This window comes from Nocardioides sp. J54 (assembly GCF_000519005.1).
Lineage (GTDB): Bacteria > Actinomycetota > Actinomycetes > Propionibacteriales > Nocardioidaceae > Nocardioides.
The window spans coordinates 1-25,121 of record NZ_JAER01000052.1 but is presented as its reverse complement, the minus strand read 5'-3'; the positions used below and the strand labels follow the sequence as shown (position 1 = coordinate 25,121).

The 25,121-nt window shown below is 74.4% G+C and carries 21 protein-coding genes and 1 pseudogene; 10 read left to right on the top strand and 12 right to left on the bottom strand.

Translation table 11 applies throughout. The annotated features are described in order from the left end of the window. Window positions 1-399: 399 nt before the first annotated feature. The 10 genes from recA to hutH form a co-directional block, all read right to left on the bottom strand. Window positions 400-1,446 (bottom strand): recombinase RecA, encoded by a 1,047-nt coding sequence (recA, locus tag NOCJ54_RS0121030; RefSeq protein ID WP_028657048.1) that lies wholly within the window; start codon window positions 1,444-1,446, stop codon window positions 400-402. Window positions 1,447-1,659: 213 nt separating this feature from the next. After that, on the bottom strand, window positions 1,660-2,952 hold the full coding sequence (locus NOCJ54_RS0121025; RefSeq protein WP_051486238.1) for an MFS transporter: 1,293 nt from the start codon (window positions 2,950-2,952) through the stop codon (window positions 1,660-1,662). Further along, window positions 2,949-3,143, bottom strand: coding sequence for a DUF3046 domain-containing protein (locus NOCJ54_RS0121020; RefSeq protein WP_028657046.1), 195 nt, complete (start codon window positions 3,141-3,143; stop codon window positions 2,949-2,951). The genes NOCJ54_RS0121025 and NOCJ54_RS0121020 overlap by 4 nt, the downstream gene beginning before the upstream one ends. Beyond that, window positions 3,140-3,688: a DinB family protein gene (locus NOCJ54_RS0121015; protein WP_028657045.1), complete on the bottom strand. Its 549-nt coding sequence runs from the start codon at window positions 3,686-3,688 to the stop codon at window positions 3,140-3,142. Before NOCJ54_RS0121015 ends, NOCJ54_RS0121020 begins: the two co-directional genes overlap by 4 nt. 119 nt (window positions 3,689-3,807) lie before the next feature. After that, window positions 3,808-4,371: a DM13 domain-containing protein gene (locus NOCJ54_RS0121010; protein WP_051486237.1), complete on the bottom strand. Its 564-nt coding sequence runs from the start codon at window positions 4,369-4,371 to the stop codon at window positions 3,808-3,810. Between the two features lie 22 nt (window positions 4,372-4,393). Beyond that, on the bottom strand, window positions 4,394-5,551 hold the full coding sequence (gene hutI, locus NOCJ54_RS0121005; protein WP_036519153.1) for an imidazolonepropionase: 1,158 nt from the start codon (window positions 5,549-5,551) through the stop codon (window positions 4,394-4,396). Then, window positions 5,548-6,801 (bottom strand): formimidoylglutamate deiminase, encoded by a 1,254-nt coding sequence (locus NOCJ54_RS0121000; RefSeq protein ID WP_028657042.1) that lies wholly within the window; start codon window positions 6,799-6,801, stop codon window positions 5,548-5,550. Before NOCJ54_RS0121000 ends, hutI begins: the two co-directional genes overlap by 4 nt. Then, the gene (locus tag NOCJ54_RS0120995) at window positions 6,798-7,991 is read right to left on the bottom strand and encodes an allantoate amidohydrolase (RefSeq protein ID WP_028657041.1); all 1,194 of its coding nucleotides are present in this window, start codon (window positions 7,989-7,991) and stop codon (window positions 6,798-6,800) included. Before NOCJ54_RS0120995 ends, NOCJ54_RS0121000 begins: the two co-directional genes overlap by 4 nt. Then, window positions 7,991-9,700: a urocanate hydratase gene (gene hutU, locus NOCJ54_RS0120990; protein WP_051486236.1), complete on the bottom strand. Its 1,710-nt coding sequence runs from the start codon at window positions 9,698-9,700 to the stop codon at window positions 7,991-7,993. Before hutU ends, NOCJ54_RS0120995 begins: the two co-directional genes overlap by 1 nt. Next, window positions 9,697-11,241 (bottom strand): histidine ammonia-lyase, encoded by a 1,545-nt coding sequence (gene hutH / locus NOCJ54_RS0120985; RefSeq protein ID WP_028657039.1) that lies wholly within the window; start codon window positions 11,239-11,241, stop codon window positions 9,697-9,699. The genes hutU and hutH overlap by 4 nt, the downstream gene beginning before the upstream one ends. Window positions 11,242-11,338: 97 nt before the next feature. On the opposite strand from hutH, the gene NOCJ54_RS0120980 reads away from it, so the two are divergent. Beyond that, window positions 11,339-12,097, top strand: coding sequence for an IclR family transcriptional regulator (locus NOCJ54_RS0120980; RefSeq protein ID WP_028657038.1), 759 nt, complete (start codon window positions 11,339-11,341; stop codon window positions 12,095-12,097). Window positions 12,098-12,307: 210 nt separating this feature from the next. Here the strand turns inward: NOCJ54_RS0120980 and NOCJ54_RS0120975 are convergent, their stop codons facing one another. Next, on the bottom strand, window positions 12,308-13,825 hold the full coding sequence (locus tag NOCJ54_RS0120975) for an N-6 DNA methylase (RefSeq protein ID WP_028657037.1): 1,518 nt from the start codon (window positions 13,823-13,825) through the stop codon (window positions 12,308-12,310). Window positions 13,826-13,885: 60 nt separating this feature from the next. Between NOCJ54_RS0120975 and NOCJ54_RS29655 the strand changes: the two are divergent. From NOCJ54_RS29655 to NOCJ54_RS27445, 8 genes and pseudogenes are all read left to right on the top strand, one after another. Then, window positions 13,886-15,193 (top strand): annotated as a pseudogene (locus NOCJ54_RS29655) (nicotinate phosphoribosyltransferase); the annotation flags it as partial. After that, window positions 15,185-15,793 (top strand): isochorismatase family protein, encoded by a 609-nt coding sequence (locus tag NOCJ54_RS30735; RefSeq protein WP_157514990.1) that lies wholly within the window; start codon window positions 15,185-15,187, stop codon window positions 15,791-15,793. The pseudogene NOCJ54_RS29655 and the gene NOCJ54_RS30735, both read left to right, overlap by 9 nt. Beyond that, window positions 15,790-16,497 (top strand): NUDIX hydrolase, encoded by a 708-nt coding sequence (locus NOCJ54_RS0120965; RefSeq protein ID WP_028657036.1) that lies wholly within the window; start codon window positions 15,790-15,792, stop codon window positions 16,495-16,497. Before NOCJ54_RS30735 ends, NOCJ54_RS0120965 begins: the two co-directional genes overlap by 4 nt. 73 nt (window positions 16,498-16,570) lie before the next feature. Next, window positions 16,571-16,972 (top strand): ArsR/SmtB family transcription factor, encoded by a 402-nt coding sequence (locus tag NOCJ54_RS27455; RefSeq protein ID WP_051486235.1) that lies wholly within the window; start codon window positions 16,571-16,573, stop codon window positions 16,970-16,972. Next, entirely contained in the window at window positions 16,969-17,514 is a 546-nt protein-coding gene (locus tag NOCJ54_RS30075) for an SRPBCC family protein (RefSeq protein WP_051486234.1), read from the top strand. The genes NOCJ54_RS27455 and NOCJ54_RS30075 overlap by 4 nt, the downstream gene beginning before the upstream one ends. Further along, window positions 17,511-18,077: a TIGR03086 family metal-binding protein gene (locus NOCJ54_RS30070; RefSeq protein WP_028657035.1), complete on the top strand. Its 567-nt coding sequence runs from the start codon at window positions 17,511-17,513 to the stop codon at window positions 18,075-18,077. The genes NOCJ54_RS30075 and NOCJ54_RS30070 overlap by 4 nt, the downstream gene beginning before the upstream one ends. 56 nt (window positions 18,078-18,133) lie before the next feature. After that, window positions 18,134-18,487: a TfoX/Sxy family protein gene (locus NOCJ54_RS0120945; protein ID WP_028657034.1), complete on the top strand. Its 354-nt coding sequence runs from the start codon at window positions 18,134-18,136 to the stop codon at window positions 18,485-18,487. 22 nt (window positions 18,488-18,509) lie between these two features. After that, window positions 18,510-19,775, top strand: a complete 1,266-nt coding sequence (locus NOCJ54_RS27445) for an MFS transporter (RefSeq protein ID WP_036519151.1) — start codon at window positions 18,510-18,512, stop codon at window positions 19,773-19,775. Window position 19,776: 1 nt separating this feature from the next. On the opposite strand, the gene NOCJ54_RS28695 is transcribed toward NOCJ54_RS27445, so the two are convergent. After that, window positions 19,777-20,445, bottom strand: coding sequence for a class F sortase (locus NOCJ54_RS28695; RefSeq protein ID WP_145725527.1), 669 nt, complete (start codon window positions 20,443-20,445; stop codon window positions 19,777-19,779). Window positions 20,446-20,503: 58 nt separating this feature from the next. On the opposite strand from NOCJ54_RS28695, the gene NOCJ54_RS0120930 reads away from it, so the two are divergent. Then, window positions 20,504-25,030, top strand: a complete 4,527-nt coding sequence (locus NOCJ54_RS0120930) for an ATP-dependent helicase (RefSeq protein ID WP_028657033.1) — start codon at window positions 20,504-20,506, stop codon at window positions 25,028-25,030. Window positions 25,031-25,121: the final 91 nt, after the last annotated feature.

Sequence of the window (25,121 nt, the reverse complement as noted above, 5' to 3'; positions counted from 1 at the left end):
TCCTCCGAACTGTGCCGGGCTGATCTGGTCCCGAGGCTGGCGTGCGGGGTGTGGTCGGTCCTGGCGCCGCCGGCGCCTCCCGGGCCGCGCCCCGCAGCTCGGAGCGGGGACCCCGCCACCGGCCCCCTCCCCTGCGCGGTGCTGACCTGCCGTGCGCCGGCGGCACCCCGACATCGCCGCAGGGCACACCCGTCCGGCACCAGCGCCACCGGAAGGCTCGAGCCTGGTCGCAGCGAAGCTCCGGTGGTTTCGAGGCTCCTCGCTAGCGCTCGTCGCACCTCAACCACCGGGAGTTGCCGCCTTCTTCACACGCCCGTCGTGCCGCGAGGCGGAGGCTGGGCCTACGCACGCCAACGCGGCGCGGCAGCGTGTCGCCCTGCGGGCGACACGCTCGCGCCATCAGAACGAGTCGACGCCGATCGGCTCGTCGGAGAGCTCGTCACCCTCCATGGTCGGAGTGACGCCGAGCTTCTCGAGGATCTTCTTCTCCAGCTCGTTGGCCAGGTCGGGGTTGTCCTTGAGGAAGTTGCGGGCGTTCTCCTTGCCCTGGCCGAGCTGGTCGCCCTCGTAGGTGTACCAGGCGCCGGCCTTGCGGATGAGGCCGGCCTCGACGCCCACGTCGATGAGGCCGCCCTCGCGGGAAATGCCCTTGCCGTACATGATGTCGAACTCGGCCTGCTTGAACGGCGGGGCGACCTTGTTCTTCACGACCTTGACCCGGGTGCGGTTGCCGACCATGTCGGTGCCGTCCTTGAGGGTCTCGATGCGGCGCACGTCGAGGCGGACCGAGGAGTAGAACTTCAGCGCGCGACCACCGGTGGTGGTCTCGGGCGAGCCGAACATGACGCCGATCTTCTCGCGGAGCTGGTTGATGAAGATGGCGGTGGTCTTGGACTGGTTGAGGGCACCGGTCATCTTGCGCAGCGCCTGGCTCATGAGGCGGGCCTGGAGGCCGACGTGGCTGTCACCCATCTCGCCCTCGATCTCGGCGCGGGGCACGAGGGCGGCCACGGAGTCGATGACGATGAGGTCGAGGGCGCCGGAGCGGATCAGCATGTCGGCGATCTCGAGGGCCTGCTCACCGGAGTCGGGCTGCGAGACCAGGAGGGCGTCGGTGTCGACGCCGAGGGCCTTGGCGTAGTCGGGGTCGAGCGCGTGCTCGGCGTCGATGAAGGCGACGATGCCGCCGGCGGCCTGGGCGCTGGCGACGGAGTGCAGCGCGACCGTGGTCTTACCGCTGGACTCCGGACCGTAGATCTCCACGACGCGGCCGCGCGGCAGGCCGCCGATGCCGAGCGCGACGTCGAGCGCGATGGATCCGGTGGGGATCACGTCGAGCGGGGCGCGCGAGTCGTCGCCCAGGCGCATGACCGAGCCCTTGCCGTACTGCTTCTCGATGCTGAGCAGCGCCGTCTCGAGCGCCTTCTGCCGGTCGTCTCCAGCCATGGTCCCTACCGTCCTTCGGTGTCGTGGTGAGCCAGGTACATCGGCGACGTTAGGGCGAGGTCCCGACACAACCTGGTCAGTCGTGTCGTGGGTGTGGACAAGCTCGTCCCGGCGTCGTACCTGTGGACGGTTGCGGGACGCCTCCGGTGTGGCCGGTGGGCGTCCGTGACCGCCGTGGGTACGACACTAGCCGAACACGTGTTCGAAGTCGTCCTACGCGGCCCGGCGTGTCGGCTCCGGCGCGTCGCGGGAGGTCTGCTGGGCGGCGCGCAGGGCTGCGCCGAGGACGCCGGCGACGAGGAGCAGGCTGGTGAGGGCGAGGGCCGGGTAGTCGGCGGCGCCGACGATGACGCCGGCCAGGGCACCGGCCGCGGCGGCGGTGAGGCCCATGACCAGGTCGGAGGTGCCCTGCACGTCGGTGCGGGCCTCGAGCGGCGCGTGCTCGGCGACCATCGTGGAGGCGGAGACCATCGACAGCGACCAGCCGAGGCCGAGCAGGAAGAGGCCGGCGGTGACCTGCCAGGACATGCCGGTCGGTGCGGAGGCGCAGAGCAGGAGGGCGACGAGCAGCGTCGCTCCCCCGGCGCCCAGGACCGGCGGGCGGCCGACCCGGTCGGCGAGCATGCCGACCAGCGGCGAGAAGGCGAACATCCCGAGGACGTGCACGCTGATCACGACGCCGATGACCTCGAGCCCGGAGCCGCCGTGCTCCATGTGCAGCGGCGTCATCACCATGACGCCGATCATCGTGGCGTGGGTGAGGGCCAGGCCCGCGATCGCGTAGCCGAGGACGGGGCGCTCGCGGACGGCGCCGAGTGCCCGGCTCCACGAGGAGCTGCCGGGAGTCGGGACGGCGGGGTTGAGGCCGGCGCGCTCGTCGTCCGCGGCGGCGAGCGCCTGGGCGAGCAGCAGCGGGTCGGGGCGGAGAAGCAGGCCGACGACGAGGGCCGCCAGCAGCATGCCGATCGCCCCGAGGGCGAACGGCCCGGTGAGCTCGGGGATGTCGACCGCGTCGGCGAAGGACCCGGCGGGGCCGGTCAGGTTGGGGCCGGCGACGGCGCCGACGGTCGTCGCCCAGACGACGAGGGACAGCGACCGGGCGCGGGTGGCGTCGGTGGCGAGGTCGGTGGCGGCGTACCTCGCCGCGCTGTTGGCGGACGTGCCGGCGCCGAGCATCACGGCACCGACGAGCAGGAGCAGCATCGAGCCGACCACGCCCGCGACAACCGCGAGCAGGCCGCCGGCGGCGCCGACGAGGTAGCCGGTCATCAGGCCGGTACGACGGCCGCGGCGGGCCATCAGCGGCGCGAGCAGGAACGAGATGACCGCGGCGCCCAGCACCTGCGCGGTCTGCGCGAGGCCGGACATGGTCTCCGACCCGGAGAGGTCGCGGGCGAGCAGCGACGCGGTCGCGATGCCGATGGTGATGCCGACGGCGCCGACGGCCTGGGTCAGCACGAGGACCCGCACGGTCCGCCGCTGCTCCCGGCTGTCGGCGGCGCTCACCTCTCGCTCGCCGGCAGCTCGAGGGCCTCCCAGACCGCCCGCCACACCTGCTTCGGGGCGACGCCGGCGTCGAGAGCCTCCTGGGCGGTGCGGCCGTCCAGCGCGGCCATCACGTGCTGCGTCGCCCACACCCGCGCGTAGCCCGCGCCGAGGTGCTGCTCCATCCGCGCCCAGAACTCGGTGTGCCTCACCCTGAGATCATCCACCGCACGTCCCAGCGGTGGTGCACCAGGTCGTGCAGGTGGTAGCGACCGAGGGTCTCGACGGTGAAGACGCTGCCGTTGCTGCGGCGCCCCGGCCGGGCCCACTGGTCGTCCTCGACGCGGTCGTACCAGCCGGCGACCAGCTCGGCGGCCGCCACCAGGTCGGGTACGACGTCCGCGGGCTGTTGCAGGTCGTAGCGGTCGGCCACGGCGGTCTCGTCCTGGTCCCAGCTCGCGAACTCCGGGTCGTCCAGGGTGAGCACCTGCTCGACCCGGCCGGCGAAGACGCGGTGGACGTCGCGGACGTGGCAGGCGTACTCGGTCGGCGACCAGGTGGTCGGCGCGGGCCGCCGGCGGGCGCGGGGGTCGGTGAGGGCGTCGGCCCAGAAGGCCGCGTTGTCGCGGATCGCGGCACCGAGGGCGGTGCGGTCGACGGCGGCGGCGTCGAAGCCGCAGTCCGGGCAGGCGCGGTCGAGGACCCACGTCCAGTCCTTGGTGTCGGGCTCGATCGGCGTCGCCTGGTCGGTGCTCATGGGGCCATCCTCGCGGCCGGGAGGGGGCGTCGGCGAGCGAGATCCGGCCAACGGTCGTCGATCGACCGCCATCCGGCGGGCGTGGTCGGCGTGGCGGCCGGACGGTCGGGTGCGGTGCGTCAGGTGATGTCGGCGGTGCCGAAGGCGACGTTGAAGCGGTCGCACCAGATCACCACGGACTGCATGCCGGCGAGGTCGGCGTCGTCGGGGATCTCGTAGCTCTGGTTGCCCTGGTTGCCCTTGAGCGCGCCGAGGCGGACGTAGTCGCCGTCGTCGTAGATGCCCCAGGACCCGAAGCAGCCGTCGCAGTCGCCGCCGCTGCGCTGGTCGGTGATCCAGACGTGGAGGTCGGGGCCGTTGGAGGTGTCGAGGTCGGTCAGCCGCAGGAAGCGGCTGCCGTCGCTGCGCCGGTAGATGGTGGCCGTCCCGGAGGTGCCGTGCTCGGCGTCGATGAACTCCGCCGAGGCGAGCACGACCCGGGTCTTCTCGGAGCCGGTGGCGTCGGGCACCGCGGTGTCGGTCAGCCCGGCGGACGCGGTGCCGACGACGCGGCTCGTGTCGTCCCCCTCGTCGACCCGCTCGTCGACGAACAGCAGCCACGGCTGGAACAGCAGGCCACCCACAACGGCCACGACGAGGAGGACGCCGCCGACTGCCAGCCAGGTCCCGCGCTTACGGCTCATGGGACCATCCTGCCGCCGTACCTCAGCGGGAAACCAGTGTCTTCGCGACGAGTGGCACGCCCGGCCGGTAGGCGAGGTGGACGTGCGAGGGCGCGTCCAGGACCACGAGGTCGGCGCGGCTGCCGGGGACGAGCCGGCCGACGTCGGTGCGGTCGAGGGCGGCCGCTCCCCCGGCGGTCGCCGCCCACACCGCCTCGGAGGGCGTCATCCCCATCTCCCGCACCGCCAGGGCGATGCAGAACGGCAGCGAGCTGGTGTAGCAGGAGCCCGGGTTGCAGTCGCTGGCGATGGCGACGGTGACCCCGGCGTCGAGGAGCCGGCGGCCGGACGGGTAGGGCTGGCGGGTGCTGAACTCCACGCCCGGCAGCAGGGTGGCGACCGTGCCGGCCTCGCGCAGGGCGTGGACGTCGTCGGCGCTGAGGAAGGTGCAGTGGTCGACCGCGACCAGGCCGAGCTCGGCGGCGAGAGCGGCGCCCGGCCCGTGACCGAGCTGGTTGGCGTGCAGCCGGCCGCGCAGCCCGGCAGCCTCCCCGGCGCGCAGGATCGTGCGGGCCTGGTCGGCGTCGAAGGCGCCGCGCTCGCAGAAGACGTCGATCCAGCGGGCGTGCGGGGCTGCGGCCTCGAGCATCGGCCCGGTGACGAGGTCGACGTAGCCGCCGGGGTCCTCGGCGTGCTCGGGCGCGACGACGTGCGCGCCGAGGAAGGTGGTCTCGTCGGTGAAGCCGCGGGCGACGCGCAGCGCGCGGGCCTCGTCGTCGACGGTCAGGCCGTAGCCGGACTTGATCTCCACGGTGGTGGTGCCCTGGCGCCGCATCTCCTCGACGTGGCGGGCCACGCCGGCGGCGAGGTCCTCGTCGGAGGCGGCCCGGGTGGCGGCGACGGTGGTGCGGATGCCACCGGCGGCGTACGCCTCCCCCGCCACCCGCGCGCGGAACTCCTGGGCGCGGTCGCCGGCGAAGACGAGGTGGCTGTGGCTGTCGACGAAGCCGGGCAGCACGGCCCGGGCCCCGACGTCGACGACCTCGTCGGCTGCCGGGGCGTCGGCAGCGTCCCCGACCCACGCGACGCGGCCGTCCTCCACGACGAGGGCCGCGTCGGTGCGCAGGCCGAGCAGGTCGTCGGCGGACGGGTCGTTGGCGACCAGCTCGCCGATGTTGGTCACGAGGGTGCTCGCACTCATGACCACAGCCTCCCCACCGCGGCGGCGAGGGCGCGGCCGATGCGGGCGTGGTCGCCGTCGAAGACGACGCGCCCGCTGGCGACGACGTGGGTGACGTCGGCGGCCGTGGCGGCGAAGACGGCCGTGTGCTCGTCGGCCCCGGTGCCGGCGGTGCGGGGCGTCGTGAGGTCGAGGGTGACCAGGTCGCCGGGCTCGCCGACGGCGATCCGGCCAGCGGTCCGGGCGAGGAGGTCGGCGGCGACGAACCGGCCGCGGGAGGTCGAGGCGAGCCGCTCGTCCATCTCCCAGGCGCGCAGCTCCTCGAACGGGTCGACGACCGCCTGGCTGTCGCTGCCGATGGTGATCGGCACGCCGGCGTCGGCGAGCGCCCGGGCCGGCCCGATGCCGTCGCCGAGGTCGCGCTCGGTGGTCGGGCAGAGGCTGACCCCGGTGCCGGTCTCGGCGAGCAGGGAGATGTCGGCCTGCGTGAGGTGGGTGGCGTGCACCGCGGTGGTGCGCGGGCCGAGCGCACCCGCCTCGGCGAGCAGCTCGACCGGGGTGAGTCCGTACGCCGCGAGGCAGGCCTCGTTCTCGGCGGTCTGCTCCGAGACGTGGGCGTGCAGCGGCTTCCCCTCCGTCGCGGCGACGAGCGTCGGCATCGCCTCGCGGGGGACGGCGCGCACGGAGTGGATCGCACCGCCGACGTCGTCGTGGCGGATCGCGGCGACCCGCTCGGCCCACGCGTCGGCGTCGCGGTCGGCGAAGCGCCGCTGCGGTCCGGCGAGCGGCTCGCCGATGCCACCGGCGAGGTAGCAGGTGTCGACCAGCGTCAGGCGGATCCCCGTGGTCTCGGCCGCGGCGACGAGGGCGTGGCCCAGTGCGTTCGGGTCGTCGTACGGCGTGCCGTCGGGCTGGTGGTGGACGTAGTGGAACTCGCAGACCGAGGTGTAGCCCGCTGCGAGCATCTCGGCGTAGGTCGCACGGGCGAGCTCGAAGCAGGTGTCCGGGTCGAGACGGGCCGCGGCGGCGTACATCTGCTCGCGCCAGGTCCAGAAGGTGCCGCTCCCCCGCTGGGTGCGCCCGCGCAGCGCGCGGTGGAAGGCGTGGCTGTGGGTGTTGGCGAAGCCGGGCAGGGTCAGCCCGCGCAGCGGCGTGGCGGTGCGGGTGGCGTCGACCTCGACGCTGGTGAAGACGCCGTCCTCGATCTCGACGCGGACCGTGTCGCGCACGGCGCCGTCGACCCACGCTTTCTCCAGCAGGTACGACGTCACGAGACCAGCCTCGTCAGTGCGGTCGCGAGCGCGTCGACCCCGGCCAGGCAGTCGGCCGCCTCGGCGGACTCGTGCGGCGAGTGGGACACCCCGGTCGGGTTGCGGACGAAGAGCATGGCGCTGGTGATGCCGGCGGCCTGCAGGATCCCGGCGTCGTGGCCGGCCTGCGTGGGCAGGACCGGGACGCCGCCGAGGGCGTCGGCGAGGTCGTCGCGCAGCGCGGGGTCGAAGGCGACCTCGCCGCTGACGGACTCGGCGGTCACCTCGATGCCGGTGCCGTCGCGGTGGGCGCGCTCGGTGGCGAGCTTGTCGATCGCGCCGACTAGTGACCGCAGCATCGTGGTGCTCTCGGCGCGGGCGTCGAGCCACGCGGTGACCCGCGACGGCACGGCGTTGGTGCCGTTGGGCTGCACCTCGACACGACCGAAGGTCGCGCGCTGCCCCGACAGGCGGGCCTGCTTGTTGGCGGCCAGCGCGGTCATCGCGTAGGTGAGCATCGGGTCGGCGCGGTCCTCCATCCTGGTGGTTCCGGCGTGGTCGGCGCGGCCGGTGAAGTCGTAGCGGTAGCGCCCGTGCGGCCAGATCGCGCTGCCGACGCCGACGGCGGCGTCGTGGTCGACGAGGGCACGGCCCTGCTCGACGTGCAGCTCGACGTAGGTCTCGACACCGTCGAGCAGCCGGGACCCGCCGTCCTCACCGCCCGCGACCACGTCGCCGAGGCGCACGCCGTCGCGGTCCGTGAGCTCACGCGCCTGCTCCCAGGCGGTGGCGCCGAGCGCCAGCCGCGAGCCGAGGCAGGCCAGCCCGAAGCGGGAGCCCTCCTCCTCGACGAAGGCCGCGACCCCGAGGCGGCGGGCCGGCTGCACACCGTCGGCGCGCATCCGGTCGATGGCGGCGAAGGAGGAGACGACACCGAGCGGGCCGTCGTACGCACCGCCGTCGAGGACGGAGTCGAGGTGGGACCCGGTCAGCACCCGCGGCGCGTCGGCCGGTCCCCACCAGGCGACGAGGTTGCCGAAGGGGTCCTCCTCCACGGCGAGGCCGCGGTCGGCCGCCGCGGAGCGGAACCACGCGCGCAGCTCGAGCTCGGCGGCGTGCCAGGGCTGGCGGAAGTAGCCGCCGGTGGACGAGGAGCGGCCGATGGGCGCGAGGTCGCGCCACATCTGCTCGAAGTCGGATCCCTGCACCATCAGCCCTCCTGCGCGGGGATCCGCACGCCGCGCTCGCGCGCGACCTCTGCGGCTCGGTCGTAGCCAGCGTCGACGTGGCGGATGACGCCCATGCCCGGGTCGTTGGTCAGCACGCGCTCGATCTTCGCAGCAGCCAGGTCGGTGCCGTCGGCGACGCACACCTGGCCGGCGTGGATGGACCGGCCCATGCCGACGCCGCCGCCGTGGTGGATCGACACCCAGGTCGCACCGGAAGCCGTGTTGACCAGCGCGTTGAGCAGGGCCCAGTCGGCGATCGCGTCGGAGCCGTCGAGCATCCCCTCGGACTCGCGGTAGGGCGAGGCGACCGAGCCGCAGTCGAGGTGGTCGCGGCCGATGACGACCGGGGCCGTGAGCTCGCCGGTGCGGACCATCTCGTTGAACTTCAGCCCGGCGAGGTGGCGCTCGCCGTACCCGAGCCAGCAGATGCGGGCCGGGAGGCCCTGGAAGTGCACGCGCTCCTGGGCCATGGTGATCCACTTGCGCAGCCGCTCGTTCTCCGGGAAGAGCTCGAGGATCGCCTTGTCGGTCGCGGCGATGTCGGCCGGGTCGCCGGAGAGCGCGGCCCAGCGGAAGGGACCCTTGCCCTCGCAGAAGAGCGGGCGGATGTACGCCGGCACGAACCCGGGGAACTCGAACGCACGGTCGTAGCCGCCCTTGCGGGCCTCGTCGCGGATCGAGTTGCCGTAGTCGAAGACCTCGGCGCCGGCGTCCTGGAAGCCCACCATCGCCCGCACGTGCGCGGCCATCGAGGCCTGCGCCTCCTTCGTGAACCCGGCCGGGTCGGCCTCGGCGCGCTGGTGCCACTCCTCGAACGGGACGCCGAGCGGGAGGTAGGACAGCGGGTCGTGCGCCGAAGTCTGGTCGGTGACGACGTCGATCGGGGCGCCCATCTCCAGCAGGCGGGGGAACACCTCGGCGGCGTTGCCGAGGACGCCGATCGACAGCGGGCGCCGCGCGTCGCGGGCGGCGACGGCAAGCTGGAAGGCGTGCTCGAGGGAGTCGGCGCGGACGTCGAGGTAGCGGTGCTCGATGCGGCGCCGGATGCGGGAGTCGTCGACGTCCACGCAGATCGCGACGCCGTCGTTCATGGTCACGGCGAGCGGCTGCGCGCCGCCCATCCCACCGAGCCCGGCGGTGAGCGTGATCGTCCCGGCGAGCGTACCTCCGAAGCGCTTGTCCGCGACGGCGGCGAAGGTCTCGAAGGTGCCCTGCAGGATGCCCTGGGTGCCGATGTAGATCCAGGACCCGGCGGTCATCTGGCCGTACATGGTGAGCCCGAGCTCCTCGAGCCGGCGGAACTCCTCCCAGTTGGCCCAGTCACCGACGAGGTTGGAGTTCGCGATGAGCACGCGCGGCGCCCACTCGTGGGTGCGCATCACGCCGACGGGCTTGCCACTCTGGACGAGCATCGTCTCATCGGGCTCGAGGTCGCGCAGCGTGCGGACCAGGGCGTCGTAGGCATCCCAGCTGCGGGCGGCCTTCCCAGTGCCGCCGTACACGACCAGGTCCTCGGGACGCTCGGCGTTCTCGGGGTCGAGGTTGTTCATCAGCATCCGCAGCGGGGCCTCGGTCTGCCAGCACTTCGCCGACAGGGTGGTGCCGGTGGGGGCGTGGATGGGCAGGCGGGGGTTGGGCCGGCTGGACTGGCTGGCCTGGCTGGGCTGGCTGGCCTGGTGCTGGGTGGTCATGCGAGGTCTCCGATCACTGCGGCGACCGCGGCGGTGACGGCGCGGCCGGTGACGAGCTGGTGGGCGGTGTCGATCTCGGGGGCGAGGAAGCGGTCGGGGCCGGGGCCGCCGACGCCGCGCTCGCGCAGGAGCGAGACGACCGCGGCGGTCGCCGGGCTGGGGGCGAGCGGCGCACGCAGGTCGAGCGCACGGGCGGCGGTCATCAGCTCGATCGCGAGCACCCGGGCGAGGCCGTCGACCGAGCGGCGCAGCTTGCGGGCGGCGGACCAGCCCATGGAGACGTGGTCCTCCTGCATGGCGCTGCTGGGGATCGAGTCGACGCTGGCGGGGGCGGCCAGGCGCTTGAGCTCGGAGACGACAGCGGCCTGGGTGTACTGCGCGATCATCAGGCCGGAGTCGACACCCGGGTCGTCGGCGAGGAACGGCGGCAGGCCGTGGTTGCGGGCCTTGTCGAGGAAGCGGTCGGTGCGCCGCTCGGCGATCGACGCGACGTCGGCGGCGACGATCGCAAGGAAGTCGAGCACGTAGGCCACCGGCGCCCCGTGGAAGTTGCCGTTGGACTCCACGCGCCCGTCGTCGGCGAGCACGACGGGGTTGTCGACGGCCGAGGCGAGCTCGCGGGCGGCGACGGTCGCGGCGTGGGCGACGGTGTCGCGGGCCGCGCCGTGGACCTGCGGCGAGCAGCGCAGGGAGTAGGCGTCCTGCACCCGGTTGCAGTCGGGGCCGCGGTGCGAGGCGACGACGCCGGAGTCACGCAGCAGCGCCGTCAGGTTGGCGGCGGACAACGCCTGTCCCGGGTGCGGCCGGATCGCCTGCAACTCGGGCGCGAACACCCGGTCCGTGCCGAGCTGGGCCTCGACCGACATCGCTGCGGCGACGTCGGCGACGCGGAGGAGGTCGGTGAGGTCGTGGATCGCGAGCACGAGCATGCCGAGCATGCCGTCGGTGCCGTTGATCAGTGCCAGGCCCTCCTTCTCCTGCAGCTCGACCGGCGCCAGGCCGGCGGCGGCGAGCGCGGTCGCCGCGTCGGTGAGCTCGCCGTCGGCGGTGCGGACCGGCCCCTCGCCCATCAGCGCGAGCGCGCAGTGGGCCAGCGGGGCGAGGTCGCCGGAGCAGCCGAGCGAGCCGTACTCGTGGACCACCGGCGTGATCTGGTGCGTGAGGAGCGCGGCGAGCAGCTCAGCGGTCTCGCGTCGTACCCCCGTGTGGCCGGTGGCCAGGGTCGAGAGGCGCAGCAGCATCAGTGCGCGGACGACCTCGCGCTCGACCTCGGGACCGCTGCCGGCGGCGTGGGAGCGGACCAGGGAGCGCTGCAGCTGCGTGCGCAGCTCCGGCGCGATGTGCCGGGTCGCGAGGGCTCCGAACCCGGTCGAGACCCCGTAGTGCGGCGTCGGCGAGGACGCCAGGTCCTCGACCACCGCACGGGCCTTGTCGATCGCCGCCAGCGCCTCGTCGCTGAGCACCACTCCGGCGCCACCGCGGGCGACCGCCACCACGTCCTCGAACGACACCGCACCGGTGCCGACCGTCACCATCTCCATGACTCTGATTCCACCGCCCGGGGCTGGCGGCGGCCAGCAGGATCCGCGAGGATCTGTCTCGGATCCGAGACACTGGGCGAGGCACTGGGGAGGTGTGATGAGCCAGGTCCCCGCGGCGAGCCGTGCCCTGCGCGTGCTCCGCTTCCTGGCCGCCCAGCCGGAGCCCGTGCCCGGCGACCGCATCACCCGTGAGCTCGGCATCCCGCGGTCGACGACCTACCACCTGCTGGCCGCGATGGCCGAGGAAGGCTTCGTCGTCCACCTGCCCGACGACCGGGCCTACGGCCTGGGCGTCGCGGCGTTCGAGGTCGGCAGCGGCTACACCCGGCAGGCGCCGCTGCAGCGGATCGCCCGCCGCCCGCTCGCCACCCTCGTCGACCGCACCGGGCACTCCGCCCACCTGGCGGTGCCGCACGGCCGGGACGTGCTGTACGTCGTCGAGGAGCGGGCTCCCGGCCGACCGCCCCTGGTCACCGACGTCGGCGTGCGGCTGCCCTCGCACCTGACGGCCAGCGGCCGGGCGATCCTCGCCCACCTGCCGGCCGCTCAGGTCCGCGCGCTCTACCCCGACCGCTCGGCCTTCGTCGACCGCACCGGCGTCGGCCCCGGCTCCCCCACCGCGCTGCGCGCCGTGCTCTCCGAGACCCGCCGCCGCGGCCACGCCACGGAGGACGGCGAGGTCACCGCGGGCATGGCCAGCGTCGCCGCCGCCGTCCTCGACCACAACGCCCTGCCCGTCGCCGGCGTCGCCGTCACCTACCCCTCGGACGAGGTCTCCGGCCGCCGCCACGAGGACCTGGCCGCCGCGGTCGTCGCCACCGCCTCCACCCTGACCCGCCGCCTCCACGGCCGCTGACACCCGCGAGGTGCGTGGCTTCGCACCGCGAGGTGCGTGGGTCTGCACCCCGAGGTGTGAAGGTTTGCACCGCGAGGTGCGCTGGTTCGTCGTACGACGTGTGCCGGTTCGACGCCACTCCTTCACACCTCGTGGCCCGAACCGTCACACCTCGCGGCGCGAACCTGCACACCTCGTGGCGCGAACTTTCACACCTCGGGGTGCAAACCCTCACACCTCGCGGTTCAGGACGGCGTGCCGCGGCGGGTGGGGGCCGGTGAGGCGGTCGGTCCACCAGGCGAGGGACTCGTCGGTGCCGACGTAGGCGGTGGTCATCACGCGGGCGGTGGCGGCGAGGAGGGCGGGGCGGTCGGCGGCGGCAGCGTGCTGCGCCTGCCGGGCGAGCTCGGCGCCCTCCGCCCAGGCCGCCGGGTCCGTCGGGAGCGGGAGGGCGGCGAGCTGGCGGGCGCTGACCTTGACCGAGCCGGGGGTCAGGCCGGTGCCGAGGTAGCGGGCCGCGGCGTGGGCCACGACCGGCGGGGCGAGGGTGACCGCGAGCAGGCGCCACAGGTCGGCTGGGTCGTGCGGGACGACGCTGAGCACCGGGACCGACGGCAGCCAGGCACCGGCCTCGTCGACCACGGCCTCGACGACGCGGCCCTGGGACGCCACGAGGAGCTTGGGCACGAGGCGGGCGTCGGCCCACGCGGCGAGCGTGCCGTCGGCGCGCAGGGCGGCGAGGTCGACCGACGGGACGTCGTACCCCCGGCGCGCGAAGCGGGTCGGCGCCCGCCCCCACCGGCTCTCCGCCGGGTCGATCAGCCCGCTGGTGACCAGCGGCGTGCCCGAGGGGTCGTCGCGGACGAAGGGGACGAGGCCGTAGTACTGGTCGCGGAAGTCGGCGGTGCAGGTGGCGAGGTCGCCGACGGCTCCCGCACCGTCGGGCAGGTGCACCGCGGGGATGCCGAAGGCCGGTGCCGCGAGGGTGCCCCAGCCGTCGGGGTCGGTCGCGGGCACGGACACCGGACGCCGACCGACACGCACGACCGGGACGCAGGTGAGCACCGGCGTGCCCTCGAAGACCGGCTCCGGCGAGCACCAGAAGTCGACGACGGCACCCTTCCCGGTGACGGCAGCCCGCACCGGACCGGCGTCCCGGGCGGCGAGGACGGAGAGCGGCTGGACCATCGCGACCACGCCGCCGTCCTCGACCAGGTCGAGCGAGCGGTGCAGGAAGACCGCACTGGTGTCGGTGTACGCGCCGAGGCCGCGACGGCTCGCCTCCGACTGCCCGGCGGTACGACGGCGGAGCTGGCCGAGGAACGGCGGGTTGCCCACGACGGCGGCGAACCGGCGCCCGGCCCACGCCTCGAGGCCGTCCGCGACGACGACCTGGGCGGCGATCTGCTCGGCGGGGACCGTCGGGTCCTCGGCCGCGAGCCGCTCACGGGCGATGCGCACGGCGTCGGCGTCGAGGTCGGAGCCGTGGACCGCGGCGACGCCGACCCGCCGGGCGGCGGCGACGAGGAAGTGGCCCGCGCCGCACGCCGGGTCGAGCACCGGGGCGCCCGGGGCGAGGCCGTCGAGCGCGCGGTCGAGCACCCACTCCACGAGGGCGGGCGGGGTGTAGAAGGCGCCTCGTCGGCGGCGTTCCTCGCGTCGCGCAGCGAGGCCCTGCTCGTGCGCCTCCGCCGCCTCCGCCGCCCGGCGGCGCGCGTCGGGCTCGTGCGAGTCGTGCGCGCCCAGCATGATGGCAAAGGTAGGGCACACCTGTTATAGTCACTTTGACTACAACATCGAGGAGCTGCGATGGACCGCACGGGACTGCTGACAGACCGCTACGAGCTCACCATGCTCGACTCCTTCGTGCGGGACGGGAGCGTCGACCGGCCGGCCGTGTTCGAGGCCTTCGCCCGCCGGCTGCCGGAGGGCCGTCGCTACGGGATGCTCGCCGGCCTGGGCCGCCTCCTCGACGCGATCGAGGCGTTCACCTTCAGCGAGGACGACGTCCGCTGGCTGCAGGAGGAGGGCGTGGTCGGCGACGAGACGGCCGCCTGGCTGCGGGACTTCCGGTTCCGCGGCGACGTCGACGGCTACCGCGAGGGTGACCTCTACTTCCCCGGCAGCCCGGTGCTCGCGGTCAGCGGCACGCTCGGCGAGTGCCTCGTCCTGGAGACGATCGTGCTGAGCATCCTCAACCACGACACCGCGGTGGCCAGCGCGGCTGCCCGGATGGTCGACGCCGCGCGGGGCAAGCCGATCATCGAGATGGGTGGTCGTCGTACGCACGAGGAGGCGGCGGTCGCCACGGCACGGTCGGCCTACGTCGCCGGCTTCGCCACGACCAGCAACCTGGCCGCCGGGCGGCGCTACGGCATCCCCACCGCCGGCACCGCGGCCCACGCCTTCACCCTGGCGCACGCGACCGAGGCCGACGCCTTCCGCAGCCAGGTCGAGGCGCTCGGTGTCGGCACCACGCTGCTCGTCGACACCTACGACATCCCGCAAGGCATCCGCACCGCCGTCGAGGTCGCCGGCACCGGGCTCGGCGCGGTCCGCCTCGACTCCGGCGACCTGGCCGAGGAGTCCTACAAGGCGCGGCTGCTGCTCGACGAGCTCGGTGCGACCGGCACGAAGATCGTGGTCACCAGCGACCTCGACGAGTTCGTCATCTCGGCGCTCTCCGACGCCCCGATCGACGGTTACGGCGTCGGCACCCGGGTCGCGACCGGTTCGGGACACCCGACGGCGAGCATGGTCTACAAGCTCGTCGCCATCGCCGACGGCGACGGCCAGCCGCTGCGGCCGGTGGCGAAGAAGTCGAAGGACAAGGCGTCGGTGGGCGGGCGCAAGCACCCCTACCGCGAGTACGACGACCGCGGGATCCTCCGCGCCGAGTACTTCACCGGCCAGGACGCTCCCCCACCCGGCCCCGCGGCGCGGCCGGTCCAGGTACCCCTGGTCCGCAGCGGCGAGGTCGTGCACCGGCCCTCGCTCGACGAGGTCCGCACCTTCGCCGCCGCCACCCTCGAGAGCCTCCCGGCCGAGGCACGCAGCGTGGCCGCCGGGACGCCGTACCTGACCACCGAGCTGAGAGAGGACACCGCCATGGAGAGCACGACCACCGCGACCGGGGCCGCCACCCGCGCCCTGATCGTCGTCGACGTCCAGAACGACTTCGTCGAGGGTGGCTCCCTCGGGGTCGACGGCGGGCGCGAGGTCGCCGGCCGGATCAGCGCCCACCTCGCCGACCACGCCGCCGACTACGCGGTCATCGCCGCGTCGCGCGACTGGCACCACGCCGACGACAGCAACGGCGGGCACTTCCACCAGCCCGGCGAGGAGCCGGACTTCGTGACCACCTGGCCGGTCCACTGCGTGCAGGGCCAGCCCGGCTCGGACTACGCACCGGAGCTGGAGACCGGCGCGGTCACCCACCACGTCGTCAAGGGCATGGGCGTGCCGGCGTACTCCGCCTTCGAGGGCGTCACCGACGCCGGGGAGCGGCTGGTCGACGTGCTCCGCGACGCGGGGGTGACGACCCTCGACGTCACGGGGATCGCCACCGACTACTGCGTCCGCGCGACCGCGCTCGACGCCCGCGAGGCCGGCTTCGACGTCCGGCTGCTGGCCGGGCTGCACGCCGGCGTCGCGCCGGAGACCTCGGCCGCGGCCCTCGACGAGATGGCCAGCGCCGGCGTGGAGGTGCAGCGGTGAGCACCCACGAGCACCCGCCGTTCGCCGTCGCGGTCGACCTGGCGATCTTCACCATCCGCGACGGGGCGCTGGCGGTGCTGCTGGTCGAGCGCGGCGAGGAGCCCTTCGCCGGGTCGTGGGCGCTGCCGGGCGGTTTCGTCGAGCCGGACGAGGACGCCGAGCAGGCGGCCTGGCGCGAGCTGCGGGAGGAGACCGGGGTCGAGCGCTTCCCCGGCCACCTCGAGCAGCTGCGCACCTACTCCGCCCCCGACCGCGACCCGCGGATGCGGGTGGTCTCGGTGGCCCACGTCGCCCTCGCGCCGGACCTGCCGGAGCCGCAGGCCGGCACCGACGCGGCGGACGCCCGGTGGTGGGTGGTCGACGACGTGCTCGACGCCGAGGTGGACGGACCGGTGCTGGCCTTCGACCACCGCCAGATCCTGCTCGACGCGCGCGAGCGGGTGAGGGCGAAGCTCGAGTACACGACGCTCGCGACCGAGTTCGTCTCCGAGCCGTTCACCCTGCCGGAGCTGCGCCGGGTCTACACCGCGGTGTGGGGCACTCCCCCGGACCTCGGGAACTTCCGCCGCAAGGTGCTGGGCACCGACGGCTTCGTCGTCCCGACCGACGCGCGGGGCGAGGCGACCGAGGCCGGCGGCCGGCCGGCGCTGCTCTACCGCCGCGGACCGGCCCGCACGGTGCAGCCGCCGATGGTGCGCAGCTGAGACCAGCGCTCGGCCCGACGTTGGTCAACCAGGTGGTTGCCAAGCGTGGGGCCGTGCGCGTTTACTCAACCGTGTGGTTGAGCAAGACGACCGGCTGTCACGGATCTTCGGGGCCCTCGCCGACCCGCTCCGCCGCGACATGGTGGCCCGCCTGGCCGCCGGCGACGCGACGGTGGGCGAGCTCGCCGCGCCGTACGACGTGTCCCTCCAGGCCGTCTCCAAGCACCTCAAGGTGCTCGAGGAGGCCGGGCTGGTGCGCCGCAGCCGCGACGCCCAGCGCCGGCCGGTGCACCTGGAGGCGGAGGTGTTCGACCTCATGACGAAGTGGATCCAGCGCTACCAGCAACAGGCCGAGGAGCGCTACCAGCGGCTCGACGCGCTGCTCGACCGCATGCAGGGCCGCGACGACACCCACGGCACCACCGACGACACCACCGGCCAGACCGCCGACCGACAGCGAGGAGCAGCAGGATGACCACCACCACCACCACCACCCGCATCGGCAACGACCCGCGCACGACCATCGAGGCCGACCCCGACGTCCCGACCGTCCGCATCGTCCGCGAGTTCGACGCCCCGCGCGAGCTCGTCTACCGCGCGCACGTCGACCCCGACCTGGTCCGGCAGTGGATGGGCCCGCGCTCGATCGACATGGCCATCGAGGTCTGGGACATGCGCACCGGCGGCGAGTACCGCTACACCGCCACCCGGGACGGCGAGGAGGTCGCCCACTTCTACGGCGCCGTCCACCGCGTCGAGGAGAACGCGAAGATCGTGCAGACCTTCGGCTTCGAGGAGATGCCCGAGGCCGTCAGCCTCGACACCCTCCTCTTCCGCGAGCTGCCCGGCGGCCGCACCCGCCTCGAGGCGCTGTCGGTGGTCTACGACTTCGAGTCCCGCGCCGGCATGCTCGCCAGCGGGATGGAGACCGGCGTCATCGAGGGGTACGACGCCCTCGACGAGGTCCTCGCCGCGCTCGCCGGCGCACCCACCGACGCCGGCGCGGGACCGCAGTGATCCCCGACGACCCCGCCGCGGAGCACCGCGCGGTCGCCGGCACCTTCGGTGACCGGGTCCGCGGCGTCGCCGACTGGGACGCCCCGGCCCCGGTCGACGGGTGGCGGGCCCGCGACGTGGTGCGCCACCTCGTCGAGTGGTTCCCCGCCTTCCTCGCCGACGGCTCCGACCTCCGGCTCCCCGCCGTCGCCCCCGTCGACGACGACCCGGTCGCCGCCTGGGAGCAGCACGCCGCGGCCGTCCAGGCCGTCCTCGACGACCCCGACAACGCGGAGCGGACCTTCGCCCACCCCCGGCTGCCCGAGCTGCCGCTCCCCCGGGCGGTCGCGCAGTTCTACACCGCCGACGTGTTCATGCACACGTGGGACCTCGCCCGCGCCACGGGCCAGGACGACACCCTCGACCCCGCCAGGTGCGAGCAGCTGCTGCGCGGCATGGAGCCGATGGACGACGTGCTGCGCCGCAGCGGTCAGTACGGTCCGCGGGTGCCGGTCCCCGACGACGCGCCGTGGCAGGACCGGCTGGTCGGGTTCATCGGGCGCGACCCGGCCTGGCGACCCTGACCCCGCTGCCGGAAACCCGGTCGAACGATGTCGGTGGCGGCGCCTAGCCTGCTGGCATGGCGTACGACGACGAGCTGGCCGGGCGGCTCCGCGACCTCCTCCACGAGGAGTCGGCGGTCACCGGCCGCGAGCTGCGCGAGAAGCGGATGTTCGGCGGCCTGGCGTTCCTCGTCGACGGCAACATGGCGCTCGCCGCGAGCAGCGCCGGCGGGCTGATGGTCCGGGTCGACCCCGACCACGGAGAGCAGCTCGTGACGACCACCCCGGCGCGGCCGGTGGTGATGCGCGGGCGGCCGATGCGCGGCTGGCTCGAGGTCGACCACGCCGACCTGGCCGACGACGACGTGCTGGCCGGGTGGGTGCGCCGCGGTGCGTCGTACGCCGCCACGCTGCCGGCGAAGGCGAAGTGAGCCGGGCGGTGGTGGTGCCGGCATGAGGACGTTCTGGGCTGCCCTCCCCACGGAGGGGCGGTGGCTGCTGTCGACGGTCGCGATCCAGACTCTGGGCCGTGGCCTGACCCTGCCGTTCACGCTGATCTACCTGCACGAGGTGCGCGGCTTCGACCTGGGCCTGTCCGGCACGTTGATGGCGCTGATCGCGGTGGTCGGCCTGCTCGTCACCGGCCCGGGTGGCGCGATGGTGGACCGCTACGGCGCGCGGGCGATCCTGATCGCCGGCATCAGCGCGATGATCCTCGGCAACGTCGTCCTGGCCTTCGCGACGACACCGCTGGTGGCGGGCATCGCGCTGGTGCTGATCGGTTTCAACTTCGGCGTCTCGTGGCCGGCGTTCAACGCGCTGATCGCCGCCGTGGTCTCCGGCGACCTGCGCCAGCAGTACTTCGGGATAAACTTCGCGCTGGTCAACCTCGGCATCGGGGTCGGTGGCATCGTCGGCGGGATCTTCGCCAACGTCGACCGACCGGGCACCTTCACCGCGATCTTCCTCGGCGACGCGATCTCGGGGCTGGTGCCGATGGCGCTGCTGCTCGGGCCGCTGCGCCACGTCCACGGCAGGGCGGAGGCGCCCGCCGATGGCAGTGACGCTCCCTCGGTCGGCTACCTGGCGATCCTGCGGCAGCCCGCGGTGCGCTGGCTGACGGCCCTGACCTTCGTCGCGATGTTCATCGGCTACGGCCAGCTCGAGGCCGGCCTGCCCGGTTTCGCCCGCCAGGCCGCGGAGGTGTCGACACGCACCGTCGGCCTCGCGTTCGCGGTCAACACGGCCGTGATCGTGCTGCTGCAGTTCACCGTGCTCAACCGCATCTCCGGGCGGCTGCGCACCCGGGTGATGGTGGTGATGGCCATGATCTGGGCCGGCGCGTGGAGCCTGCTCGGCGTGGCCGGGGCGGTGCCGGGCGGGGCGATTGCAGTGATGGGCGTGCTGGGCTTCATGGCGGTCTTCGCGTTCGGCGAGACGCTGCTGCAGCCCACGGTGCCGGCGATGAACAACGACCTCGCCTCCGACCACACCCGCGGCCGCTACAACGCGATCAGCGCCGCGGCCTTCCAGGGCGGGGCGATCACCGGTCCGGTCGTCGCCGGCTTCCTGCTCCACCACGACCTGTGGACGGTCTACGTCGCGCTGATGGTCCTCGGCTGCGTCGCGATCGCGTTCATGGCCGGCGTGCTCGAGCGGCACGTGCCGGAGGCCGCCAACGGCCGGTTGCCGGCCGCGCCGGCCGAGGTCACGCCCTGACTCAGGCCGCCCGGTCGGCGGGCCGCGACCGGTCGACCCGGTCGGCGAACCACAGCGTGCGGTGGGACCAGTCCCCCGGCCCGCGGCGCTCGCCGGAGCACACGACGATCACGACCTGCGGCGGGCCGTCGGTGGCCGACCACCCCGGGTAGCCGTCCTCGACGCGCACCTCCACCCGCTCCGAGACCCGGTAGCAGGCGAGCTGGCCATCGCCCTCGAGGCGCAGCTGGTCGCCCACCTGCAGCTCCTCGAGCAGCGTGTTGCCCATCGCCGCACCGTTCGGCCACGTGTGGGTGTTGAGCAGCACGTGCCCCTGCGCCGAGCCCGGCTCGACGCCACCGAGGTCCCACGCGAAGTTCCGGTTGTCGGAGTGCGGCAGGACACCCGGCACGTTGTCGGCGTCGCGCGGCACGCCGATCACCTCTGCCCGTCGTACGACGCCGGGCACGCTCAGCCGGGTCGGCACGAAACCCGCCTCGGCCTGGCGCTCGCAGGGGTCCGGCCGCGGCGTCGGGGTGGGCGTCGGTGTCGGTGCCGGTGTCGTCGGGGCGGGAGTGGGTACTGCGGCCGGCGGCGCGTCGTCGTCGTGTCCGAGCCACCAGAGCCCGAGCGCGACGACGAGCGCGCCGACCAGCGCGGTGATCACGACCACGCGACGTCTGTCTCCCACGCACCCATTGTGCGCCGGACCGGCGGGCGTTGTCGGTGGAGTGCGACAGGATGACGACGTGACCGACCCCCTTGCCGCGTTCAGCGAGCCGACCCGGACCTGGTTCCGTGCGGCCTTCGCCGAGCCGACCGCTGCCCAGGCCGGCGCCTGGGACGCGATCGGGCGGGGCCGGCACACCCTGGTCGTGGCTCCGACCGGCTCCGGCAAGACCCTCAGCGCCTTCCTCGCCGGCATCGACCGGCTGCTGACGACGCCGCCGCCCGACGACCGGCTGCACCGCACGCGGGTGCTCTACGTCTCCCCGCTCAAGGCGCTGGCCGTGGACGTCGAGCGCAACCTGCGCGCCCCGCTGACCGGCATCCGGCAGACCGCCGAGCGGCTCGGCGGCGACCCGCTGCCCGAGGTCACGGTCGGCATCCGCTCCGGCGACACCGCGGCGGCCGACCGCCGCAAGCTCGCGACCAAGCCGCCGGACGTGCTCATCACGACGCCGGAGTCGCTCTTCCTCATCCTGACCAGCCAGGCACGCGAGACCCTGCGCGGCGTCGAGACGGTGATCATCGACGAGGTGCACGCCGTCGCCGGCACCAAGCGCGGTGCCCACCTCGCGGTGAGCCTGGAGCGCCTCGACACCCTGCTCCCCCGCCCGGCCCAGCGCGTCGGGCTGTCGGCGACCGTGCGCCCGACCGAGGAGGTGGCGCGCTTCCTCGGCGGTGCCGCCGCGGTCGAGATCGTCGCCCCGCCGGCCCACAAGGAGTGGGACCTGCGGGTCGAGGTGCCGGTCGAGGACATGACCGAGCTCGGCCAGGTGGTCGAGGACGACGACCCGACCGCACCGCCGGCCCGGGCCAGCATCTGGCCGCACGTCGAGCAGCGGGTGGCCGAGCTCATCGGCGAGCACCAGTCGACGATCGTGTTCACCAACGGCCGGCGCACGGCCGAGCGGCTGACCGCCCGGCTCAACGAGATCGCCGCCGAGGCGACGGCGGAGGGGGTGTCCCCACCGGCCGAGATCATGGCGCAGTCCGGGGCCGCCGCCGGCGCCCCGCCGGTGCTCGCCCGGACCCACCACGGGTCGGTGTCGAAGGAGCAGCGCGCCCTCGTCGAGGACGACCTCAAGTCCGGTCGGCTCCCGTCCGTCGTGGCCACCAGCAGCCTCGAGCTCGGCATCGACATGGGTGCCGTCGACCTGGTCCTGCAGATCGCGTCCCCGCCCAGCGTCGCCAGCGCCCTGCAGCGCGTCGGCCGCGCCGGGCACCAGGTCGGCGAGACCTCCCGCGGCGTCTTCTTCCCCCAGCACCGCGGCGACCTGGCCCCGGCCGCGGTCGCGGTCGCCCGGATGCGCACCGGCGGCATCGAGGCGCTGCGCGTGCCGACCAACCCCCTCGACGTGCTGGCCCAGCAGGTCGTGGCGGCGGCCGCGGTCGACGAGTGGGACGTCGACGAGCTCTACGACGTCGTCCGCCGCAGCGCCCCCTACGCCCAGCTGCCCCGCTCGGCCTACGACGCGGTGCTCGACCTGCTGTCCGGGCGCTACCCCAGCGACGAGTTCGCCGAGCTCCGCCCGCGCATCACCTGGGACCGGGTGACCGGGAAGATCTCCGGGCGCCCCGGCGCCCAGCGGCTCGCCGTCACCAGCGGCGGCACGATCCCCGACCGCGGTCTCTACGGCGTGTTCCTCGCCGGCGAGGGGAGCAACCGCCGCGTCGGCGAGCTCGACGAGGAGATGGTCTACGAGAGCCGGGTCGGCGACGTCTTCGCCCTCGGCGCGACCAGCTGGCGCATCGAGGACATCACCCGCGACCAGGTGATCGTCACCCCGGCCCCCGGCGTGCCCGGGCGCCTGCCGTTCTGGAAGGGCGACGCCGCCGGCCGTCCGACCGAGCTCGGCGAGGCGATCGGCGCGTTCACCCGCGAGCTCGCTGCCCTGCCCGACCAGCAGGCCGAGGCCCTGGCCCGCGAGGTCGGGCTCGACACCAACGCCGCCGCCAACCTCGTCGCCTACCTGCGCGAGCAGCTCGAGGCGACGCGGGTGCTGCCCAGCGACAGCACCGTCCTGGTCGAGCGCTTCCGTGACGAGCTCGGTGACTGGCGGATCGCGGTCCACTCGCCCTACGGCACGGCCGTGCACGCGCCGTGGGCGCTGGCGATCAACGCCCGGCTGCGGGAGCGCTTCGGCGTCGACGGGCAGGCGCTCGCCTCCGACGACGGCATCGTCATCCGCATCCCCGACACCGACGCCGAGCCGCCGGGCGCCGACCTGATCTCGTTCGAGCCCGACGAGATCGAGGAGATCGTGACCCGCGAGGTCGGCGGCTCCGCGCTCTTCGCCGCCCGGTTCCGCGAGTGCGCCGCCCGAGCGCTGCTGCTCCCGCGCCGCGACCCCGGCCGTCGCTCGCCCCTGTGGCAGCAGCGGCAGCGTGCCGCGGCGCTGCTCGAGGTCGCCGCACGCTACCCGTCCTTCCCGATCGTGCTCGAGACCGTCCGCGAGGTGCTCAACGACGTCTACGACCTGCCGGGCCTGACCGGCCTGCTGCGCCGCGTGGAGCAGCGCGCGGTCACGGTGACGGAGGTCGAGACGACCCAGCCGTCGCCGTACGCCCGGACGCTGATGTTCGGCTACGTCGCGCAGTTCGTCTACGAGGGCGATTCCCCGCTGGCCGAGCGGCGCGCCGCTGCGCTGACCCTCGACCAGGGCCTGCTCGCCGAGCTGCTCGGACGGGCCGAGCTGCGCGAGCTGCTCGACCCCGACGTGCTCGCCGAGGTCGAGGCCGAGCTGCAGCGCACCATCCCCGACCGGCGCGCCCGGGACGCGGAGGGCGTGGCCGACCTGCTGCGCCTGCTCGGCCCGCTCACCGTCGCCGAGGTCACCGCCCGCAGCTCGGAGGGGGCGGCGGTCGAGGAGTGGCTCGCCGACCTCCAGACCGCTCGTCGTGCCGTCCCGGTGCGGATGGCCTACGGCGAGGCGTGGGCCGCCGTCGAGGACGTGGGCCGGTTGCGCGACGGCCTCGGCGTCCCGGTGCCGCCCGGCACCCCCGCGGCGTTCGCCGAGCCCGTCGAGGACCCGCTGTCCGACCTCGTCGGCCGCTACGCCCGCACCCACGGCCCGTTCACCGTCGAGCAGGTCGCGACCCGCCTCGGCCTCGGCGCTGCCGTCGTGCGGCACACCCTGCAGCGGCTCGAGGGCCAGGGCCGGGTGCTCAGCGGCGAGTTCCGCCCCGTGGGTGCCGGCGAGGAGTGGTGCGACGCCGAGGTGCTGCGCCGGCTCCGGCGCCGCTCCCTGGCGCGACTGCGGCACGAGATCGAGCCGGTCGAGCCGACCACCCTCGCGAGGTTCACCGCCGCGTGGCACGAGATCACCACGAGCCGCGGGCCGCGCGGCGTCGACGGGCTGCTGCGCACCGTCGAGCAGCTGGCCGGCGCCGCCGTCCCGGCCAGCGGCCTGGAGTCGCTCGTGCTGCCCGCGCGGGTGCGCGACTACGAGCCGTCCCTGCTCGACGAGCTCACCGCCACCGGGGAGGTCGTGTGGGCCGGCCACGGCGCCCTGCCCGGCAGCGACGGCTGGGTCTCCCTGCACCTCGCCGACCAGGCCCACCTGACACTGCCCGAGCCCGGCCCGGTCGAGGACCCGCTCCAGCAGCGCGTGCTCGACGTCCTCTCCCCCGGCGGCGCGTGGTTCTTCCGGCAGGTGTCCGACCAGGTCGCCCGGGCGTGCGTCGCCGACGGTGACGCGCCGCCCTCCGACGAGGCGGTCAGCGCCGCACTGTGGGGGCTCGTGTGGAGCGGCCACCTCACCAACGACACCCTCGTCCCCCTGCGGGCGCTCACCCGCAGCGGTCGCGGAGCCCACCGCACCCGCCGGGCCGCCGCCCGGCCCGGCCGGGCCGCCCGCACCGGGCCGCCCGAGACCGCCGGCCGCTGGTCGGTCCTGCCCGACGTCGACCGCGACCCGACCCGACGCGCGCACGCCTTCGCCGAGCAGCTCCTCGAGCGCCACGGCGTGGTCACGCGCGGCGCCGTCGTCAACGAGCGGGTCCCCGGCGGGTTCGCCGCGGTCTACAAGGTGCTCAGCGCGTTCGAGGAGTCCGGGCGCTGCCGACGGGGCTACTTCGTGGAGGGCCTCGGCGCCGCCCAGTTCGGCACGGCCGGCGCTGTGGACCGGCTGCGCACCTTCACCGGCGTCGACGACGAGAAGCCGGTCGCAGTCGCGCTGGCCGCCACCGACCCGGCCAACCCCTACGGCGCCGCCCTGCCCTGGCCGGCCACGTCGCGCGGCGAGGACGAGAGCCCCGGGCACCGTCCCGGTCGCAAGGCGGGCGCCGTGGTCGTGCTCGTCGACGGGGCGCTGGTGCTCTACGTCGAGAGCGGCGGCCGCACCCTGCTCACGTGGTCCGACGAGCCGGCGCTCCTCGAGCCTGCCGCCGAGGCGCTGTCGGCTGCCGTGCGCCGCGGCACGCTGGGCCAGCTCACCGTCGAGCGCGCCGACGGTGCCGCCCTGCTCGGCAGCGGCAGCCCGCTGCGCGAGGCGCTGGCGGCCGCCGGCTTCGTCGCCACCCCGCGGGGCCTACGGATCCGTGCTGGTTGAACTGGCCGAGCGCGTCTCCGGCGCGATGATGGGGAGCAGCAAGCTGCTGTCACGCGCCTCCCGCCGCGCTGCCGGCCGGGGCTTGAACTGG

What these genes read in the sequence shown, in the direction of transcription:
- NOCJ54_RS0120945 (WP_028657034.1), top strand. Translation starts at nt 18,134, where the DNA reads ATGGCGTACGACGACGAGCTGGCCGGGCGGCTCCGCGACCTCCTCCAC.
- NOCJ54_RS30735 (WP_157514990.1), top strand. Translation starts at nt 15,185, where the DNA reads ATGGAGAGCACGACCACCGCGACCGGGGCCGCCACCCGCGCCCTGATC.
- NOCJ54_RS0120980 (WP_028657038.1), top strand. Translation starts at nt 11,339, where the DNA reads ATGAGCCAGGTCCCCGCGGCGAGCCGTGCCCTGCGCGTGCTCCGCTTC.
- NOCJ54_RS27445 (WP_036519151.1), top strand. Translation starts at nt 18,510, where the DNA reads ATGAGGACGTTCTGGGCTGCCCTCCCCACGGAGGGGCGGTGGCTGCTG.
- hutI (WP_036519153.1), bottom strand. Translation starts at nt 5,551, where the DNA reads ATGAGTGCGAGCACCCTCGTGACCAACATCGGCGAGCTGGTCGCCAAC.
- NOCJ54_RS0120995 (WP_028657041.1), bottom strand. Translation starts at nt 7,991, where the DNA reads ATGGTGCAGGGATCCGACTTCGAGCAGATGTGGCGCGACCTCGCGCCC.
- NOCJ54_RS0121010 (WP_051486237.1), bottom strand. Translation starts at nt 4,371, where the DNA reads ATGAGCCGTAAGCGCGGGACCTGGCTGGCAGTCGGCGGCGTCCTCCTC.
- NOCJ54_RS0121015 (WP_028657045.1), bottom strand. Translation starts at nt 3,688, where the DNA reads ATGAGCACCGACCAGGCGACGCCGATCGAGCCCGACACCAAGGACTGG.
- hutU (WP_051486236.1), bottom strand. Translation starts at nt 9,700, where the DNA reads ATGACCACCCAGCACCAGGCCAGCCAGCCCAGCCAGGCCAGCCAGTCC.
- NOCJ54_RS0120975 (WP_028657037.1), bottom strand. Translation starts at nt 13,825, where the DNA reads ATGCTGGGCGCGCACGACTCGCACGAGCCCGACGCGCGCCGCCGGGCG.
- NOCJ54_RS30075 (WP_051486234.1), top strand. Translation starts at nt 16,969, where the DNA reads ATGACCACCACCACCACCACCACCCGCATCGGCAACGACCCGCGCACG.
- recA (WP_028657048.1), bottom strand. Translation starts at nt 1,446, where the DNA reads ATGGCTGGAGACGACCGGCAGAAGGCGCTCGAGACGGCGCTGCTCAGC.
- hutH (WP_028657039.1), bottom strand. Translation starts at nt 11,241, where the DNA reads ATGGAGATGGTGACGGTCGGCACCGGTGCGGTGTCGTTCGAGGACGTG.